The sequence below is a fragment of the Kitasatospora sp. NPDC098663 genome (assembly GCF_044760075.1).
In the GTDB taxonomy this organism is placed as follows: Bacteria; Actinomycetota; Actinomycetes; order Streptomycetales; family Streptomycetaceae; genus Kitasatospora.
Genome location: NZ_JBIWAP010000018.1, coordinates 71,669 through 86,024 on the forward strand (window position 1 = coordinate 71,669; position 14,356 = coordinate 86,024).

Genomic DNA, 14,356 nt, shown 5'->3' on the forward strand with positions numbered 1-14,356 from the left:
CCCGCCGTCACGGCCGCCGCGCCGCCCGGGGCGGCCCGCCGTCAGATGTCCAGCGTCACCTGGTAGTCCGTCAGCCAGGTGTGCAGTTCGAGCGCGAAGTCGACGGCCAGCCGGACGGACTGCGGGTCGGTGCCCGGATCGAGCGCGTCGGCGAGGCGCCGCCGGTCGAGCAGGGCGAGCGCCGGGGACTTCTGCTCGGCGGCGAGCCGGGCGAGCTCGGCCCGCAGCAGCGCCGGGTAGTGCGGGTCCTCGGTGACCGGGTACGGGCTCTTCACCCGGTCGGCGACGGCGTCCGGCAGCACGTCCCGGACGGCGGCGCGCAGCAGGCTCTTCTCCCGGCCGTCGAAGTGCTTCATCGCCCACGGCGTGTTGAAGACGTACTGGACCAGCCGGTGGTCGCAGAACGGCACCCGCACCTCCAGGCCGTTGGCCATGCTCATCCGGTCCTTGCGGTCGAGCAGGATGCAGACGAAGCGGGTCAGGTGGAGGTACGAGATCTCGCGCATCCGCCGTTCCAGCGGATCGGCGTCCGGCAGGTGCGGGACTTCGGCGAGTGCCTCGTGGTAGCGGGCCCGCCGGTAGCCGGCCAGGTCGAGCTCGGCGAGCAGGCCGGCGTCGAGCAGGTGTTCGCGCGGGCCTGTGCCCTGGCCGCCGAGGCCGGTCAGCGAGACCGCCCAGGGGAAGTCGTCGGCGGCGACGGCCTTCGGGTCGTGGAACCAGCGGTAGCCGCCGAACAGCTCGTCCGCGGACTCGCCCGACAGGGCGACGGTGGACTGGCGGCGCACGCCCCGGAAGAGCAGCAGCAGCGAGATGTCCATGTCGCCGAAGCCGCCGGGCAGGTCGCGGGCGCGCAGGACGGCGTCCCGCTGGGCGAGGTCGGTGAGCGCGGCGGCGTCCAGCTCGATCACGTTGTGGTCGGCGCCGACGTGTTCGGCCAGCATCCGGGCGTACGGGCCGTCCAGGGTCGGCCGGACCTCGCTGGCGTGGAAGTTCTCGCTCTGGCCGGCGAAGTCGACGGCGAAGGAGCGCACCGGGCCGGCGCCCTCGGCCCGTAGGACCCGGGCGGCGAGGGCGGTGACGGCGCTGGAGTCCAGGCCGCCGGAGAGCAGCGAGCAGAGCGGGACGTCCGAATCGAGCTGGCGGTGGACGATGTCGTCCAGCAGGGCCCGGACGGTGGCGACGGTGGCCTCCAGGGTGTCGGTGTGCTCGCGTGCCTCCAGGGCCCAGTACCGGCGCACCGACACGCCCTCGCGGCGGACCCGGACGACGTGCCCGGGCCGGACCTCGACGATGCCCCGGTAGGGGGTGATGCCCGGGGTGCGGGTGAAGGCGAGCAGTTCGCGCAGCCCGTCCAGGTCGACCACCGGGCGGACGGCGGGGTGGGCCAGGATGGCCTTCACCTCGGAGCCGAAGAGCACGCCGTCGGGGGTGAGGTGGTAGTGCAGCGGCTTGACGCCCATCCGGTCGCGGACCAGCAGCAGTTCCTCGCTGAGGGCGTCCCAGATCGCGAAGGCGAACATCCCGTTGAGGCGTTCGGCCAGGCCCTCGCCCCACTCCAGGTAGGCGTGCAGCACGACCTCGGTGTCGCTGCGGGTGCGGAAGCGGTGTCCGGCCGCCTTCAGTTCCGCGCGCAGCTCGCGGTGGTTGTAGACCTCGCCGCTGTAGGTGAGCGCCGCCAGCAGCCGGCCGTCGTGCTCGACGGTCATCGGCTGGACGCCGCCCTCCACGTCGATCACCGCGAGGCGGCGGTGGCCGAGGGCGGCGTGTCGCTCCAGGTGGACGCCGCCGGCGTCCGGGCCGCGGCAGATCTGGGTGGCCGTCATGGCGTCGACGACGGCCCGTTCGGCGGTGAGGTCACGGTTGAAGGCGACCCATCCGGTGATCCCGCACATCAGCAAGCCTCCGGTCTTCCGCTACGTATGCGGAAAATGACGCTACGTGTCGGAGGGGTGCGGCTACAAGGGTGCGTCGCCAAGGAGTCGGGAGGGGGTCGGGAAGGGGGCGGGAGGGGCTCGGGAGGGTGATGTGACTGGTTGTTTGAGCTGAAAGTCGTAAAGTCTGCCCGAATTCGGGCAGGATTCTTGGCCCCGGCGGGCGGTGCGGCCTAGGCTCCTCACTCGTGCCGAGCTCACCCCACCCTCACGACGACCTCCTCGCCCACCTCACCCGGACCAGCCCGCTCGGGCCCCGGGAGGCGGCGCGGGTCGTGGCGGAGGTGCTGGCGTACTTCTCCGAGAGCACCGAGGAGTACGTCCGCCGCCGCCACGGCGAGCTCCAGGCGCGCGGACTGACCAACGAACGGATCTTCACCCGGCTCGCCGAGGAACTCCCCGCCCGCCGGGTCGCGGCACCCGAGCTCTCGGCCCGCCAGCTGCGCCGGATCGTCTACGGCTGAGCGCTGCCGGGGCGGGGGGTACGGCACCGGCGCGTTCACAGCACTTGCGGCATTCACGGCATTCACGGCATTCACGGCATTCAAGAAGAGGAGACCACGCATGTGCGGAATCGTGGCCTACATCGGCCCCAAGGACGCGACCCCCTTCCTGCTGGAGGGCCTGGCCCGGCTGGAGTACCGCGGCTACGACTCGGCCGGCGTGGCGGTCACCGGGCGCACCGGCGGGCTCAAGGTCCGCAAGGTGAAGGGCAGGGTCGCCGACCTGGCCGCCGCCGTCCCGGCCCGGTTCAAGGGCAGCACCGGCATCGGCCACACCCGTTGGGCGACCCACGGCGTGCCCAGTGACGCCAACGCCCACCCGCACCTGGACGGCGCCGAGCGGATCGCCGTCGTGCACAACGGCATCATCGAGAACGCCGACGAACTGCGCGCCAAGCTCACCGCCGACGGCGTCGTGTTCCGCTCCGAGACCGACACCGAGGTGCTCTCCCACCTGATCGCCGCGCACGTCGGCGAGGGCGTCGAGCTGGAGGACGCGGTGCGCGCCGCGCTCGGCCGGGTGGTCGGCACCTACGGCATCGCGGTGCTCGACGCCGAGCAGCCGGACCGGATCGTGGCCGCCCGCAACGGCAGCCCGATAGTGCTCGGCCTCGGTGAGAAGGAGATGTTCGTCGCCTCCGACGTCTCCGCCCTCGTCCGCTACACCCGCCAGGTCGTCCACCTGGAGGACGGCGAGCTGGCCACCGTCCGCGCCGACGGCTTCCGCACCTTCACCACCGACGCCCGCACCACCCACCACCAGCCGTCCACCGTGGACTGGGAGATCGACTCCTACGACACCGGCGGCTACGAGCACTTCCTGCTCAAGGAGATCCACGAGCAGCCCGGCTCGGTCGAGCGCACGCTCAGCGGCCGGCTCGACGAGCGCTTCTCCACCGCGCACCTCGGCGGCCTCAACCTGGACGCCCGCGAGCTGCGCGAGATCCGCCGGGTGAAGATCCTCGGCTGCGGATCCGCCTACTACGCCGGCGAGATGGGCGCCCAGCTGATCGAGGAGCTCTCCCGCATCCCCGCGCACAGCGAGCCCGCCTCCGAGTTCCGCTACCGCAACCCGGTGATCGAGGCGGACACGCTCTACATCGCGGTCAGCCAGTCCGGCGAGACCTACGACACGCTGGCCGCCGTCCAGGAGATCAAGCGCAAGGGCGGCCGGGTGCTCGGCGTCGTCAACACCGTGGGCAGCGCCATCGCCCGCGAGTGCGACGGCGGCATGTACCTGCACGCCGGGCCGGAGATCTCGGTCGCCTCCACCAAGGCCTTCACCTCCACGGTGGTCGCCTTCGCGCTGCTCGCCCTGCACTTCGGCCGCATCCACGACCTGTCGCCCGCCGACGGCCGCCGGATCGTCGCGGCCCTGAAGGCGCTGCCGGACCAGATCCGCGAGGTGCTCGCGCAGACCGAGGCCATCGCCGAACTCGCCGCCGAGTACGCCGGATCGGCGGGCATGATGTTCATCGGCCGGGTCCGCGGCTACCCGGTCGCCCGGGAGGGTGCGCAGAAGCTCAAGGAGATCTCCTACGTGCACGCCGAGGCCTACCCGGCGAGCGAGCTGAAGCACGGTCCGCTGGCGCTGATCAGCCCCGAACTGCCCACCATCGCACTCGTCCCGGACGACGAACTGCTCGACAAGAACCTCACCACCCTCGGTGAGATCAAGGCCCGCTCCGGCCGCGTGATCGCCATCGCGCACCGCCGCCCCGAGGACAAGCTCGCCGACCACTGCGTCCTCGTCCCCAAGAGCGAGCCCGAGCTCGACCCGCTGCTGCTCAACATCCCGCTCCAACTCCTCGCGTACCACGCCGCCGTGGCCCTCGACCGTGACGTCGACAAGCCGCGCAACCTGGCGAAGAGCGTGACGGTGGAGTAGGGCGCTCCCGGAGGAGTGACGACCCGGCGGGTGGGGCGGCCTTCCTGCGGCTCAGCTGCTCAGCAGCTCAACAGATCGGCAGCTCAGCAGATCAGGAGGAAGGCGTCCCACTCCTCGGCGGGGTCGCCGGTGCCCGCCGAGGACGCCTGCGCAGCGGTACGGGCACGGGCACTGGCGTGGGCGTGCAGGGCGAGGGCCGCGCCTGCCGTCCCCTCCAGCAGGCCGGGCGGGTCGCCGGCGCCGAGTGCCGTGTCGAGCCGGCTCGCGACGGTGGCGGCGAGGGCGGGCAGACGGGCGGTCAGTTCGGCGGAACCGGAGTCCTCGGCCATCCGTTGGGCGATCCGCAACAGGCCGCCGGTGCCGTGGCAGAGTCCGGGGCCCTGGAGGTTCCAACCGTCGGGGTCGCGCAGCGTGTCGGCCAGCGCCGCGACGGCGGTGGTCCGCCAGTCGGAGCGGCCGCGGGCCGCACCCGCCAGGAAGAGCGCGCGGGCCGTACCGGGGGTTCCGTAGCACCAGGCCGCCCGTGTCGGCTGGTCCGTCGGCAGCCGGCCGGCCTCCTCGTCCTCGACGCGCACGGTCAGCGGCCAGGAGCCGCCCGCGCCGAGCCGACCCCCGGCCGGGTCGACCGGGCCGGGGATCCGCCGGGCGGCGAGCCAGCTCGCCAGCGCCTCGATCGCCTCGTCCTGGCCGGGCACCTGCACACCGCGCAGCCGGGCCAGCGCCAGGAGGGCCAGCGGGCCCGGGACCCCGTGGGCCAGGCCCAGGTTGAGGTGCCCCCGGGGGAACCCGGGATCCGCGCCGGGCAGTCCCGGTCCACCGGCGGTCCACCAGCGCGGCAGCACGCCGCCGGTCGGCTCGGCCAGCGCGACCAGCGCGCTGAGCAGGTCGGCCAGCGCCGGTCCGGCCGGCTCCAGCGCGAGCAGCAGCCGGCCCAGGCCCGCCGCGCCCGAGACGGCGTCGAAGGTGTGCGCGCGCAGGCCCGTGCCGGCGGCCAGATCGGCGCGCAGGTCGGCGACGCGCCCGGCCGCCGCCTGCCGGATCCGGGGCGTCAGCCCGTCGAGCAGCGTGCGGTACTCGCCGGGGCGCCGCGCCATGGTGCGGGCGGCGAAGGCGATCGCGGCGGCGCCGGAGAAGAGTCCGCCGCCCCGCATCGCCCCGGGGGCTTTCACGGCGGCCGCGAGGTGCCCGTGCGCGGCGCGGCGCAGCGCGGCGTCGTCCTCGCGGTCGGCCAGCACGGCGAGCGCGAGCGCGGCGCCGCTGCGGCCGGCCCCGAGCGAGTGCGCCGCTGCGCGCGGCGCGGCCGGTGACGTCGTGGCGGACGCGCCGCCGCCCTCGGCGGCCGGCTCTTCGAGCGCACCGGGCCTGCTGAGCAGGTCGGCCACCGCGCGGATCGGATCCGTCGTGTTCATCGCCCCTCCCGCGGGTTGGAGCGGCGGGCCCGGTGGGCCTCGACGGCGCCTCTGGCCAGTGCGTGGGCCCGGCGTTCGGCCTCGCGGTCGATCCCGATCAGCCGGTTGTGGCCCATGTGCAGCAGCGAGGCCAGTGCCGGGTCGGCCGACGACGGCTCCACCCGGGACGCGTACCGCGCGAGTGCGACGGCCCGCTGCTGCCAGGCGTCGGCCAGTGCCGGGTCGGCGGGCAGCAGGCCGCCCGCCGGGACGGTCGGCCCGTCGGGGCCGATCGCCCGCAACGCGGCCGCGCGCTGGGCCCGGAACGCCTGGTGGTGGCGTTCCGACTTCGGATACACCCCCGCCAGCCAGGCCCCGACCGAGGGCCCGCCGTCAGGAACGCGGTCTTCCGCCGGCTGCCCCGCCGGCTGCCCCGCGCGGCCGGCCAGGAAGCCCTGCGCGGTGCCGGCGAGGTTCACGGCGGCGAGCAGGTCCCGGGAGAGCGAGCGCTCCGACCGGGCCAGTCGCAGTGCCGCCAGCGCGACCAGGCTGTCGGCCTGGAAGACCCGCTCGGCGTCGGCGAGCACCTCGGCGCCGCCGTAACGGTCGGTCTCCGGCGCGTACCCCTCCAGGCGCAGGTCGGCGGAGAGCCCGGCCCGGTGCAGCTCCCGTACCCAGTCGTGCACGGTGGGCAGCAGTTGGGCGGCGAGGACCGGCGGTGCACCGTGGAAACGCAGTCGCAGATGCGGCGCGGAGTCCTGGTAGCGGATGAAGAACCAGCGGTCCACATCGGCGGGTAGGGCGTCGAGCAGCCGGGGCAGGTGTTCGACCAGGATCTCCTCCTGGCGCGCCTCGGTGGCCGCCAGCCGGGCGAACAGCCAGGATCCGCCGGGGAGTTCGACGGTCCGGTCGCGCCGGGCGGGCAGCGGGCGGCGCGGTCCGGCCGCGGTCGGGCCGGTCGTGCTGCGGCGCAGCGGGACCACCAGTTCGACGGTCCGCGCACCATCCGGTCCGCACAGCCAGCCGCCGTCGCCGGCCGGGTTGGGGTCCTCCTGGAGCACGGTGGGCTCGGCGGACCGCCGCGCCTGGCTGTGCAACAGCCGCCGGTGCCACGGGAGGTCGAGGTCCAGGCTGATCCGCTGGTCGCCGCTGATCAGACGGACGGCGGCCGGCACTCCCCACCGTCGGCGCCAGCGGGCCAGGCCCTCGTCCCACTGCTCGAACGGGGCGGTGGCCGCCGGGACGGGCGCGGTCAGCCGCCAGGTGGCCGGGGCCAGCACCACCCGGCCCCGGCGGACCCGCGGCAGCACGGGCGCGCTGCTCGCCGCCCCCCAGTCCCAGGGCTGCCAGGGCCGTTGCCCGGTCAGCGTCACCTCCTGGAGGAAACGGGCCGCGTTGGGCGCACCGCTGCGCAGGTTGAGCACGTGATGGGTGGCGACGCGGACCTCCCGGCCGAGACGGCGGGAGTACACCGCGAGCCGGTCGGGGTCGGCCAGCACGACCAGGTCGTCCAGCGGCAGTACGGAGGGGCCGCCCGGGTCGGCGAAGGCGCTGACCACCACCCGGTGGTCGAGCCAGCGCGGGGTCAGGGCGATGTTGGCATGGCGTGCGCGGTACGGGGTGAACTCCAGGTGCGCTTCGAGTGCGCCGTCGTCGCCGGACCCGGTGGGCTCGGCGGACCGCACGGATCCGGCGGCCTCGGCCAGCAGGGCCCCGCCGGCCGCTGCGGGGTCACCCGTCGACCGGCCCGGGTCTGCGCCCGGGTCTGCGCCCGGTTCGGTATCCGGGCCGGGGTCGCCGCCCGCGCCCGCGAGCAGGGTGGCGAAGCGGCCGAAGGTGGCTCCGGCGCGGTCACTGCCGGCGACGGGGGAGAGCACGAGCCGGAAGTCCCCGGCGTCCAGCGCCTCCAGGGAGTCCGCCGCCAGTTCGGCGTACAGCTCCAGGGAGGCGGGCGGGGTGTCGACGGCGCCGCCCGCCCCGTCGCGCGGCGAGGTCAGCCGGGCCAGCAGGTCGTCGTCCAGGAGTACTTCGGGCAGCGTGCCGTCCGGCTCCCGGTCGGCGAGGGCGCCCGCCGCCAGTTCGGCCAGCAACCGGTCGCGGGCCGCGTCGGCGTCGGTGCGGGCCCGGGCGGGCTGGGGGTTGGCCGTGCCGCGGGGGCCGGCCGGGCGCCGGTAGCCGGCCGGCGGGCCCAGACCGGTGTCGGGGTCGAGCAGTTCGGCCAGCGGGACGGGGCTGTCCGTGCCGTACCGCTCGACGAACTCCGCGTGGTACGAGCGCAGGTGCTCGGGCGCGTGGGTCTGAGGCGACAGGCGCCAGAGGAGCGCGGCGGTCCGCACCAGCTCGGTGCGGACCTGGTCCGGCAGGACCACCTCGGCGTCCAGGGCGAGGTCCGCGTGGAGCGGGCGGTCGGCCGGGGCGAGCCGGGTCATCCGGGTCCGGAGCTCGCGCAGCAGGTCGGTGGCCTGCCCGCCGGGCAGGGCGGCCGCCTGCGCCAACGCGCTCCGGACGGCCGTCAGTTCGGGGTGCACGGGGTGGTCGGCGGGTATCCGGTCGAGGACGTGGCCGAGCAGGTCGGTGCTGTCCGGCGGAGGCGTCAGGTCGGTGAGCAGGAAGCCCTGGCCGACCAGGGAGCGGATCAGGGCCGAGACGGCCTCGGCCGGGGCCGTGGGGAAGTCGGCGGTCAGCGCGGCCAGCAGGTCGCCGTGCCGGACCGGTTCGGCGGCGGTCCGGACCGCTGCCCGGACGACGGCGGTGGCGCGTACGGTCCGTTCGGCGACCGGCTCCGCCTCGGCACCGACGCCGGCACCCGCACCCGCACCGGCACCCGCACCGGGACCGGCGGCGGGCCGACGCTCGGGCACGTACGGCAGCACCAGGCGGCCGCCGCGCAGCCGGGCCTGCTGGTCCACGGCCAGCCGCAGGCCGGGCAGCACCGCGGGGTCGGTCCGTAGCCGGTCGAGCAGCGGGAGCAGCCAGCCCAGGTCGGGCCGCAGGGCGCGGCGGTCGGCCCCGCCCCAGCGGACCTTGGCCGCCGGGCCGAAGCGCGCCGGCACGACCGCGGCCATCAGTCCGAACGGCGTCGGCCGGGTGGTCATCCGCAGCCGGTAGCGGCTGACCGCCTCGGCCGCGCGGCGCAGCGCGGCCGGGCGGGGCACGGTGCCTGCGGCGACCTGGTCGAGCAGGTCGGCGAGGGAGGGGCTGGAGAGCTCGATCGCCTCGCGCAGGGCCGGGTCGGCGGAGGCCTCGGCGAGGTGCGCCAGGAGCGCGGTGTCGGCGGACCCGGGCTCGGGGTGCGCGGGGTCGGCCGGGACGGTGTGACGGCGTGAGCGCGGCAGTGCGGGTGTCCGCAGCAGGACCGGGCCGGTCGCGGTGAAGAGTCCGTCCTGGGGCGCTCCGTGCGTCTCGACCACTGTGCTCCTCGTGCCTCGTGCCGGGTGGCTCATGCCCGTACCGATGCCGTCACGTGGCCGGCACTCCTGACGGCGGGTCGGGTCGTGTCTATCTCGGCGATCGAAAACTGTCCACCATCGATCGAACTGTTTCGATTTTTGGCTGAGTTAATCCATTCATCCGTGCAGAACCATTGCTGGGCCCATGCAGGAGTGCCTAACGTCCGCTGCAGTCCGCCGCGGTCAACCGTGGCACTGACGAAGGGAGGCCTTCATGGCCGACGACATGCTGGAGCTGTTCGACCTTGACGTGCAGGACCTGGTCTCGACCGAGCTCGGCGAGCACGAGGAGTCCGCGATCAGCATCTCCTGTGAGGGGTCCTGCACCCGTCCGTGGTGCATCTAGTCCGGTAGCAGTACCGGCACTACGGGGCGCGGCTGCCCGGACCAGACGGTCCGGGCAGCCGCGCCCTCGTGCGTTCGGGCCCCGCCCGGTCTCAGCCCGGCTCAGCCGCCGGCGGCCAGCGGTCCGTGACCCGGCGCCGCCCGACCGTCGTCCGTCACCGGCGCGGGCAGCGGCCCCCGGGCCAGCCGCAGCAGCTCCTGCGGGGTCAGTTCGGCCAGCCGGGCGCGGCCCAGTCGCAGCACCTCCGTGGCCGTGTCCAGCAGTTCCGCCGGTGTCGCCGGGCGCTCCGGCAGCCCGGCCGCCCAGCCACCGCCGGCCAGCCACTCGCCGACGGCGCCGCGCAGCTGCCCCGTGCCCGCCTCCCGGATCGTGAACGAGAGGTGCACCGACAGGCCCTGATAGCCCGTCGCGGTGTGCGGCGCCCCGCGCGGCACGTACAGCACCTCACCCGGCCCGAGCACCGAGTCGAGCGCCACCGCGCCGGGCTCGGGGGCCGGCCCCGGGCGCCAGCGCCCGTCGGCGGGGGCCTCGTGGACCGTCCACTCCTTCTTCCCCGCGAGCTGGACGACCAGCACGTCCGCGTCGTCCCGGTGCACGTCCAGCCCGCGCCGGCCGGCCCCCGTCGCGAAGCAGAACGCCTCGGTCCGGCGGCCCAGTTCGACCGCGATGTCGGTGGCCAGCGCGCGCACCGGCGCGTGCCACTGGTCCAGTTGCGGCAGCAGCAGCGTGGCGCCGTCGGCCAGCAGGCCGGCGATCCGGTCAGGGTCGGCGAAGCCCTCCTCCCGGCGCCCGGCGACCACCCGGCTCGTGCAGAACTTCGCGGGCGGGACGACCTCACCCGCCCGGACCATCTCGACGTAGGGCACCCGCAGCAGTCCGCCGCGCAGCGTCTCGTCCAGCTCGTCCGGCCGGGGCAGCCCCGACGGCCAGCCCGCGGCGCGGAACACCTGCGGCCGGCGCTCCTGCAGCGCCTCGGCGAACGCCGCCGCGTCGCCCACCAGTTCGGTCAGAACTCGTCCCATCGTCCATCCCTCCGTCCAGCGGCCCACCACGGGTCGACCGTCGCATAACCTACGGATGAACATCTGAGTCGGGTTCAGCGAGAATCCGCCAACCAGCCCGGCATCGGCCAGCTTCGCGCCACGGGGCGACAACCGCGATGCGCTGCGGGGGCCCGTCATGGGCGGCCGGGCCGAGGGGTGAACCGGGCGAGCGGCACCGGGATCGGCTCCCGGTCGGCGAGTCCCGACCTCCAGGTCGGACGGCCGGCGGCGGCGGGCGCGGCCCGTTCCCGCGGCAGCCCGCCCGCCCTCCGGCGCGACAGGCGCCGCCGCCGGGGCGCCGGCCGCCCCGCACCGCCCCGAGGGTGCCGGCGGGCCGTTCCGATCGCCTGTGACGAGCGTCACATTCCGGCCCCGGTCGGCCGGGCGGCGCTGCCCGGAAGGTCCCGGGCAGCGCCGCCGGTGCGTCACACGGTGGCGGTCAGCGCAGCTCAGCGCCCCCTCAGCGCGCCGTCTGCGGGACGCGCCGGCCCGGGACGGCCGGCCTGGCGGCCGCGCGGCCGGCGGCCGGGGCGGCGCCCAGGGCGGTGCCCCGGGTCTCCTCGGCCCACAGCACGCACACCAGCAGGCCGACCACGGTGGTGCCGGCCGCGATGAGCATGGTCGGACCGGTGCCCAGCCCGGACAGCGACAGCGGCAGCAGGTAGGTGCCGACGGCCGCGCCGATCCGGCTCACCGAGGTCGCCACACCCACCGCCGTCGCCCGGATCTCGGTGGGGAACAGCTCGTTGGGGTAGGTCCAGTCGAGCACGTTGGGCCCGCCGCACAGGAAGGCGTACGCGCACAGCGCGGTCAGGGCGACGGCCGCCGGGGCGGTGGGCCACACGCCCAGCAGGGCCAGCGGGACGGCCATCAGGGCGAACGACCAGATGATGACGGGGCGCCGGCCGCGGGTGTCGATCAGGCGCAGGGCCGGGTAGCAGCCGAGCAGGAAGACGAGGCTGATCAGCCCGGTGCCCAGGGTCTCCATCACGGTGCCGCCGGGCATGCCGAAGGACGAGAGGATCTGCGGGCCGAAGGTGAGCATCGCGAACAGCGGGCCGACCTGGCAGAGGAAGAACAGGCCGCAGAACAGGGTGCGGCGCCGGTAGGGCGGGGTCATCAGCAGGCGCAGCCCGCCGGGGCGGTCGCGCTCGGCCGGGTCGGGCATCAGCTCGCGGCCGTCCACCCGTACACCGAGGTGCTTCTCGACCACGCGCACCGCGTCGCCGACCCGCCCGTTGGCGGCCAGCCAGCGGGGGGACTCCGGCGAGCCGCGACGGATCACCAGGAACACCACGCACAGCACCGTGGAACTCGCGAGCATCCACCGCCAACTGCCGGGCCCGGCCAGCTCCAGGAACGCGTAGCCCACGACGTAGGCGAGCACGGAGCCGGCGTACCAGGCGATGATCTGCTGACCGAGCAGCCGCCCGCGCTTCTTGGCGGGCAGCCACTCGGCGAGCAGGGAGGTGGCGATGGGGTAGTCGGCGGCCACGGCCATGCCGAGCACGAAGCGCAGCACGGCGATCGCCCACACCGTGTCGACCCAGAAGGAGAGCACCGAGCAGGCGACCATCACGAGCAGGTCGGCGGTGTACATCACCTCCCGGCCGATCCGGTCGGTCAGCACGCCGAAGAGCGCGCCGCCGACGAACATGCCCACCAGTGCGGCGGCGCCGATCAGGCTGACCTCCGCGGTGGACAGGCCGAGCTCGGGTCGCATTCCGATCAGGGCGACGCCGACGATGCTCAGGATGTAGCCGTCGAGCAGCGGCCCACCGGAACAGGCGAGGGCCAGTCTCCGGTGGAAGGCGGTATACGGGGCGTTGTCGATGGTCTGGGACATGTGCTGGGGGTCCTCCGGAGCGTACGGCGGCGGATGACCGCTCACCGTGCGCCGGGTAGACGGCAAGGAAAGACGCCGTCCGGCGGACGGCGCCATCACCCGCTCACACCGGGCGACCGTCCACGGTTGCCCGGGTGCGAGGGGGCCGCCACCGGGCCGAAGGTCGGCCGGAGTCGCGACGAAGGTCCCGAAGCGGACAGGACCTCGGACCATGTCGCGACCCCGCCCGCCCAGTCCTGCCGGGCCCTGTCGCCGTCCGGGCGCCCGCCCGCCCGCCGGGCGTGACCCTTCTCACCCAAAGGCCCCCGAGGGCCCCGATCGTGTGACCGGTGCCACATTCGGCCGTTCCGTTCGGCGGGCGCACCGGCCCGCGCCCTGCGCTCGGTCATCCCCTGCCTGCATGGCTCGGTGACCCTCCCGGCCACCCCTGGGCCGGAACTGGTCGCGCTGCTCCGGCGCGAACTGGGCCGGCTCGACGAGCGCATCGGCTGCCTCACCCGTAACCGCGACGCGATCCGCGACTACCTGGAACCCCGGCCTGAATCGGCGGCCGCAGGGGCTCGGTGGGTAAGCGGGACGGCCGGCTAAGCGGAACGGCAGGTTTCGGCCAGTTGTGCCACCGGTGAATACAGACGATCACATCTTCGGCATGCTGACCGCACACGTTGTTCGAGACTCGACAGGGGAGTTTGGCATGCGTCGAATTGCGGCTCTGGGTACCGGGGCGGCGCTGCTGGTGGCCGCCGGAGTGATGGCGGCGCCCAGCGCGTCGGCCACCTCGTACTGCTTCACCAGCCAGGGGGCGAACTGGGGCTCGGTGAGCTGCCAGACCACCGCCCCGAAGAACCACTGGCAGCTGGTCCTGGTCTGCAACAACGACAACGTCAACGGCAGCCAGAGAACCGTCAACGGTGTCTGGCGCACGGGCGACGGCAGCGACACCCTCTACTGTCCGACCGGCTACAGCGCGGCCTACACCAAGGTCAACAACGACAACTGAACCTCCGGGCGGGGGTGTCGGCCCCCATCGCGGGGGGCCGACACCCCGGCGGGCCCGGACCGCTCACCGGTCCGGGCCCGCGCGCCGTTACGAGCCGGCGGTGGCCGCCTCCAGGGTGGTGGCCATGATCGGGCTGGTGAAGGTGTTCGTCGCATCGCCCGTGGAGGGGTGGTAGGAGCCCCACTTGAGGTAGTTGCGGTCGCCGTCCCAGGTGGTGCCCGTGAAGGTGCCCGAGCCGGTGGTGAAGGTCTGCTTCACGCCGTCGAACCAGAAGTCGATGGTGCCGTCCGTCCGCCCCAGGTGGATCTTCAGGGCGTAGGAGTGCCAGGTGTTGTTGGTCGTCTGCGCGGTCCACAGCGAGTGCGACACGTGGTCGATGTCCCACTCCTGGAGACGGACGCGCCCGTTGACGATGTCGATCTCGATGGGGTGGTTGGCCGTGTCGGTGCTCGGCGAGCACTTCAGCTGGAAGACGTACCGGCTGTTGGTGTCCTTGATGTCCACCTTGGACGACCAGCCCAGGTAGAAGGTGTCGCCCTCCTTCAGGTCCGGGCTGAGCGTCTCGCAGCGCTCCTCGCCGGCGGCCTGGAAGGCCCGCCACACGTTGCCCTTGGCCGCGTCCTTGACGACGCCGAAGTTGTTCGCCGCGCACTGGACGGCCTTGAACGAGGACGGGCCGGTGCTGGTGCTCGGGGTCCACAGGACCTGGCCGGCCGCGCTGCTGGGCGTCACCCCGGCGCAGGTGATCGCGAACGTGCCGAGGGCGGCGGCCGCGGCGGCGGCCTTGCGGCGGTGGTTCAGAAGGGACATGCCTCTCCCGGGGGGATGAGTGGCCGATACGAGCGATCAGTGATTCGACCACCGCCGGGCCCGTCCGGCCACATGGAACGGCTGACGGAAGGTCCCTTTCGGACACTTCCGCCGGCCGTCCTGTCAGCCTGAACCCGAGCCCGGGCCCGTCC

11 protein-coding genes are annotated in these 14,356 nt (G+C 74.4%); 5 read left to right on the forward strand and 6 right to left on the reverse strand.

Features of this window, described 5'->3' with window-relative positions; genetic code table 11:
• Positions 1 to 41: 41 nt before the first annotated feature.
• Positions 42 to 1,892: an asparagine synthase (glutamine-hydrolyzing) gene (gene asnB, locus ACIQVZ_RS20760; protein WP_350886636.1), complete on the reverse strand. Its 1,851-nt coding sequence runs from the start codon at positions 1,890 to 1,892 to the stop codon at positions 42 to 44.
• A 227-nt stretch (positions 1,893 to 2,119) separates the two neighbouring features.
• Between asnB and ACIQVZ_RS20765 the strand changes: the two genes are divergently transcribed.
• Together ACIQVZ_RS20765 and glmS are read left to right on the forward strand one after the other, a co-directional pair.
• Positions 2,120 to 2,395 carry a hypothetical protein gene (locus tag ACIQVZ_RS20765; protein ID WP_063350341.1) on the forward strand — a complete coding sequence of 92 codons (276 nt, stop codon included), beginning with the start codon at positions 2,120 to 2,122 and terminating at the stop codon, positions 2,393 to 2,395.
• 100 nt (positions 2,396 to 2,495) lie between these two features.
• Complete coding sequence (gene glmS / locus ACIQVZ_RS20770; RefSeq protein WP_350886632.1) at positions 2,496 to 4,322, forward strand: glutamine--fructose-6-phosphate transaminase (isomerizing); 1,827 nt, start codon at positions 2,496 to 2,498, stop codon at positions 4,320 to 4,322.
• Positions 4,323 to 4,405: 83 nt separating this feature from the next.
• Here the strand turns inward: glmS and ACIQVZ_RS20775 are convergent, their stop codons facing one another.
• Together ACIQVZ_RS20775 and ACIQVZ_RS20780 are read right to left on the reverse strand one after the other, a co-directional pair.
• Positions 4,406 to 5,731: a lanthionine synthetase C family protein gene (locus ACIQVZ_RS20775; protein WP_402451873.1), complete on the reverse strand. Its 1,326-nt coding sequence runs from the start codon at positions 5,729 to 5,731 to the stop codon at positions 4,406 to 4,408.
• Positions 5,728 to 9,120: a lantibiotic dehydratase gene (locus tag ACIQVZ_RS20780; protein ID WP_402451875.1), complete on the reverse strand. Its 3,393-nt coding sequence runs from the start codon at positions 9,118 to 9,120 to the stop codon at positions 5,728 to 5,730. Before ACIQVZ_RS20780 ends, ACIQVZ_RS20775 begins: the two co-directional genes overlap by 4 nt.
• Before the next feature lie 253 nt (positions 9,121 to 9,373).
• Between ACIQVZ_RS20780 and ACIQVZ_RS20785 the strand changes: the two genes are divergently transcribed.
• Complete coding sequence (locus ACIQVZ_RS20785; protein ID WP_350886623.1) at positions 9,374 to 9,505, forward strand: hypothetical protein; 132 nt, start codon at positions 9,374 to 9,376, stop codon at positions 9,503 to 9,505.
• A gap of 101 nt (positions 9,506 to 9,606) precedes the next feature.
• Here ACIQVZ_RS20785 and ACIQVZ_RS20790 read toward each other — a convergent pair whose 3' ends face one another.
• Positions 9,607 to 10,527: a JmjC domain-containing protein gene (locus ACIQVZ_RS20790; protein ID WP_402451878.1), complete on the reverse strand. Its 921-nt coding sequence runs from the start codon at positions 10,525 to 10,527 to the stop codon at positions 9,607 to 9,609.
• Positions 10,528 to 11,008: 481 nt separating this feature from the next.
• Positions 11,009 to 12,394 (reverse strand): MFS transporter, encoded by a 1,386-nt coding sequence (locus ACIQVZ_RS20795; protein WP_350887872.1) that lies wholly within the window; start codon positions 12,392 to 12,394, stop codon positions 11,009 to 11,011.
• 408 nt (positions 12,395 to 12,802) lie between these two features.
• On the opposite strand from ACIQVZ_RS20795, the gene ACIQVZ_RS20800 reads away from it, so the two are divergent.
• Together ACIQVZ_RS20800 and ACIQVZ_RS20805 are read left to right on the forward strand one after the other, a co-directional pair.
• On the forward strand, positions 12,803 to 12,982 hold the full coding sequence (locus ACIQVZ_RS20800) for a hypothetical protein (protein WP_402451880.1): 180 nt from the start codon (positions 12,803 to 12,805) through the stop codon (positions 12,980 to 12,982).
• A gap of 106 nt (positions 12,983 to 13,088) precedes the next feature.
• Positions 13,089 to 13,394, forward strand: a complete 306-nt coding sequence (locus ACIQVZ_RS20805; RefSeq protein WP_350887874.1) for a hypothetical protein — start codon at positions 13,089 to 13,091, stop codon at positions 13,392 to 13,394.
• Positions 13,395 to 13,481: 87 nt separating this feature from the next.
• Here ACIQVZ_RS20805 and ACIQVZ_RS20810 read toward each other — a convergent pair whose 3' ends face one another.
• Complete coding sequence (locus ACIQVZ_RS20810; protein ID WP_350883887.1) at positions 13,482 to 14,204, reverse strand: heparin lyase I family protein; 723 nt, start codon at positions 14,202 to 14,204, stop codon at positions 13,482 to 13,484.
• Positions 14,205 to 14,356 lie beyond the last annotated feature (152 nt).